4 protein-coding genes are annotated in these 3,589 nt (G+C 62.1%); all 4 read right to left on the bottom strand.

Features of this window, described 5'->3' with window-relative positions; genetic code table 11:
* Nucleotides 1-30 precede the first annotated feature (30 nt).
* On the bottom strand, nt 31-306 hold the full coding sequence (locus PUN71_RS22910; RefSeq protein ID WP_009359664.1) for a hypothetical protein: 276 nt from the start codon (nt 304-306) through the stop codon (nt 31-33).
* A 59-nt stretch (nt 307-365) separates the two neighbouring features.
* Nucleotides 366-1,712 carry a site-specific integrase gene (locus tag PUN71_RS22905; protein WP_277800285.1) on the bottom strand — a complete coding sequence of 449 codons (1,347 nt, stop codon included), beginning with the start codon at nt 1,710-1,712 and terminating at the stop codon, nt 366-368.
* Between the two features lie 181 nt (nt 1,713-1,893).
* On the bottom strand, nt 1,894-2,226 hold the full coding sequence (locus tag PUN71_RS22900) for a helix-turn-helix domain-containing protein (RefSeq protein ID WP_277800284.1): 333 nt from the start codon (nt 2,224-2,226) through the stop codon (nt 1,894-1,896).
* A gap of 4 nt (nt 2,227-2,230) precedes the next feature.
* A complete protein-coding gene (locus PUN71_RS22895; RefSeq protein ID WP_277800283.1) occupies nt 2,231-3,328 on the bottom strand; it encodes a tyrosine-type recombinase/integrase in 1,098 nt (365 codons plus the stop codon).
* Nucleotides 3,329-3,589: the final 261 nt, after the last annotated feature.

Here is a 3,589-nt window from a genome sequence, read left to right as displayed (position 1 = left end):
TACTGGCAACGGTGATTATTCGATCTGGAACTATTCGGCAGCACCACTCGAGGGGAAGCGGTCCGGATGCTTAGGGTCTCGTCCCTTTTCCCGCCAGTACTCATCCCGCTGCCATAGGGAAAACCTGGTTGCTTGGACGCAGAGTACGACGACGGCGATGCTGAAAAGGATTGTCCGGATCCAGAGCCAGGGCTCTGAATCGACACCGGCGAGGCTTAGCACGCTGGAAACCAGCATGATGAGCGTTACTGGAAGGAACCAGCGCATGCGCTGAAACCTGCGCTGTATTTCATCCTTGGTTGCCATGCCTGCCTCCGTGGGCTGGGGTCCGGAAGGCCCGGCCCGCTGTGGATCGATTCGGCTCGTTATCGGCTTTCCGCAACGATGTCGGTCATTATGCGCGGTGACTTCCCTGTTGGATAGCGGGACCAGGGTTCCGCGGCGGCTGCGGCGTGCTTTTGCGTGACTTGGTAGCTGTAGCCAAGCATTTCTGCCACGAGCGGTGCCGGGACTTCCTGGACGAGGCTGCGGAGGGATGCGTTGCGTGCGCCTAGGAGGTCTATTCCGATTTCCCTCAGCCGCATCATGAGTGTGTTGGGGTGGATGTGTTGTCCTGCGCGGTAGCCGGGGAAGAGCCATGGACTGCCGGAGCTGCTGCCCGTGCGCATGTTGGGGCGTGAAGCGAGGTGTTTTGTGAGCAGTCCGGCGAACGGTTCGGGCACTGGCGCTGGGTGTTCTTCCCCCAGTGAGAGGCGCGGACCATCGGGCGTGAGCAACACGTCGGCGCTCTTCATCGCGGCGATCTTCACTACGGGTTGGGCGTAGAGCAGCAGGAGAGTGGCGGCGACCCGAGAGGACAGGGTGTCGATGTTGTCGGTGAGGCAGGTCTTGAGCATGGCGAGCCGCTGGCTTTGGGTGATCAGTGGCACGGTCTTGGCCTGCCGGAAGCCGATGGTGATGTTGGTGCAGGTCCGGTTCTTCATGGCCCAGACGAAGAAGGTTCTGATGGCGTGCCTGGTTGTGGGACCGTCGGCCAGCCAGGCGTCGACGTCGGCCTGGAGGCAGGAGGCGACCGTTCGTCCGTGGGTGAGTTTGAGCCAGGTGAGGAATTTGACGGTTTCGGTGATTTCCTGCTTCGAGCTGTGCACGGGGCCCTGGGTGGTCTTCCCGTCTGCGGAAATGCTCCTGATGCGTCGGAGGTGGTGCCAGCGGGCGAAGGACTCGATGGGTCGCCGAACCTCGATGTCATCAATGTCATCAAGCTTGTTGGCTAGCCACCGCTCAAAGAGCGCGAGGTAATGGTCCCGGACTGGCAGTAAGTTGTGGTGGATGAGCAGGCTGCGTAGGTGCTCCACTCGTAGGGTGTTGGATTCCCTGTCCAGCGCCTCATGACTGAGTGGGATGTCGCCGGCGGCGAGTCGCTTGAGCAGGTCGCGGACGCCGGTGTTGCGGAGCCAGCTAAGGATGCTTTCAGGGCGCTGGGCTCCCAAGAGCGCGGCGAGCAGTTTCGCTGCCGTGGTTTCCGTGCCCTGAGCCTCTTCGACGTGCAACAGCGCCGTGAGGTCGTTCCGGAGTGCGCAGCGGGCGCAGGTGTTGTGGCGGTAGTGCTCGGCTTCCTCCCCGCAGCCGGAGCAGTGGTAGTCCTGGGTGATGCCGGCGCAGTCGGCGCAGACTGGCTGGTGATTGTGGGAAGCAGTCCTGCCTGGGAGCATGCGCTTTGTCCCGCAGCCGGGGCAGGTGCCGTGGGTGCGCATGGCGACCGTGAAGCAGGTCCCGCAGATCTTGCCTTCTGGCCAGCTGGCGCGGTGCTTGCCGGCTGCCCGTGAGCACCTGTCGCAAGTGAACGCCCCGGTGGTTCGGGGCCGGCCCCGAATGGCCAGCCGAGCGCTGATCTTAGCCGTCATCGCGGAGTACCCGGGCACGTTTGGGCCGGATGGTCTTGTTCAGGTCCACGACATTGGCGTCGGAGGCTACTTTGCGGACCTTGGCGTCCATTGCCGTGACGGTGACCAGGTCCTCGGGCCCGCAGGAGAAGATGTCGCAGAGCGCGGCGATCATCATGAGTGAGACGCGCTCCGGGCGTTGGGTGACGAGCCGATAGACCTGGGAGGCAGAGAGTTCGATGCCGCGTTCCTTGAGCAAGGGACTGAGGTCCGTGCTGTTGTGCATCCCCCGGGCTGCCATCAGTTCTGCAAGCCGCCAGCGGTAGTCGATCTCTCGTTTCATGCGTTCAGTCTTCCATTCCGGCCAGCGCATGCCGGATCGTGGAGTCCAAGGCGCGGCGCAGTGTTTTGACCCTGTAGTCGCTGGAGACGGAGGTGTAGAGGGCCGTCGTTGAGGCGTGCTCATGCCCGGCCTGGTGCTGGACGAACAAAGCGTCCATGCCTGATTCGATCAGGTGGGTGACGTAGGAGCGGCGCAGTGAATGGATGTCCAGGCCGGGGGAGAGGCCCAGGTCCTCGCAATACCGGTTGAACCTCCGGTTCAGCGCCGTCTCCGAAACCAGGGTGCCCCGTTCGGAAGGGAACAGATCCAGACCGTCGGTCATGTGCGGGTGGCCGCGTTCCAGCCAGTCGGCAACGATTTCCGTGGACCAGTCGAAGACGGTCAGGACGCTGCGGCGTTTGGGTGGTGAACCCTTCATGGCTTTCCCGTGCCGGACCTGCAGGACCCCGTACTTGCCGAATTCCCGCGCGTGCGGGTTCCTGGAGAAATCCACCGTTTGCAGGTGCCTGACCTCATTGCGGCGCAGACCCCAGCAGTAGGCCACCTTGAACAGGACAGCGTCCCGGTATGCCGGCAGCCAGCCCTTGCGGCCCAGCGCCGCGATCCTGTCGACCTCTTCATCGGCCCGGTCAAAGAAGGCCTGCAGCTCCGTCCGGGTGAACGGCCGCCGCTTGGGATCCGATTCGTTGGTTTGGGCGTGGACCGCAGTATTCCAGTCAAAACAGACTTGCGAAGGGTGCGTTCCGAAATACTGCTCGCAGACCCGGTCCCAGCCATAATCAGGTGAGGCAACGTACGAGCAGAACGCCCGAAGCGCCGCCTGATAACTCCGGATCGTGGACTGGGCCGCGTGCTTCACACTGCGCAGATCCCCAAAGAACTCATCCACATGTGCCGGCGTCCACTGCCACGGATACTCATTCGTGGACTCTTGGAACCGTGTCACCAGGCGCTCCCGGCCTTCGATAGTGCCAAAGGACAGATTCCTGCTCAGCTGCTGATTCCGCCACCCGGTGAGCATCTGGGTGAACACAACATCCTCGGGATGAAGGAAACGCACTGCGCCGAAATCCAGCACCCGTCCCGCCGAATCGACAGCCATGAACCCTCCTGAAGCATTGCATTGGATGCAAGAATCATGCAATTAATGCTGAAGCCCTGCAAATCCGCTGCTAACGAGGCATCCAAGGCTAGGGTCACGCTGCTTTGCGCGCCCCGTCGAGGGTTTAAGGAGTGCCCTGCGCCCACTGTGTACGAAGTGTTTCCGCAGGTCACGGGCACTTTTCAAAGATGAATGACTGCGTGGCAGCAAGTCCCAGGCGGAGGAGGGGTGATCATGCATCAGATGCAATAATCACTATTC

It is taken from the genome of Arthrobacter sp. NQ7, from assembly GCF_029581595.2.
Classification (GTDB): Bacteria; Actinomycetota; Actinomycetes; order Actinomycetales; family Micrococcaceae; genus Arthrobacter; species Arthrobacter phenanthrenivorans_B.
Note: the sequence above shows the minus strand (reverse complement) of the source record. Positions and strands in the feature narration are given on the sequence as shown.

Excerpts from the sequence above, each read along its gene's own strand:
- PUN71_RS22910 (WP_009359664.1), bottom strand. The coding sequence starts at position 306 with ATGGCAACCAAGGATGAAATACAGCGCAGGTTTCAGCGCATGCGCTGG.
- PUN71_RS22905 (WP_277800285.1), bottom strand. The coding sequence starts at position 1,712 with ATGCTCCCAGGCAGGACTGCTTCCCACAATCACCAGCCAGTCTGCGCC.
- PUN71_RS22900 (WP_277800284.1), bottom strand. The coding sequence starts at position 2,226 with ATGAAACGAGAGATCGACTACCGCTGGCGGCTTGCAGAACTGATGGCA.
- PUN71_RS22895 (WP_277800283.1), bottom strand. The coding sequence starts at position 3,328 with ATGGCTGTCGATTCGGCGGGACGGGTGCTGGATTTCGGCGCAGTGCGT.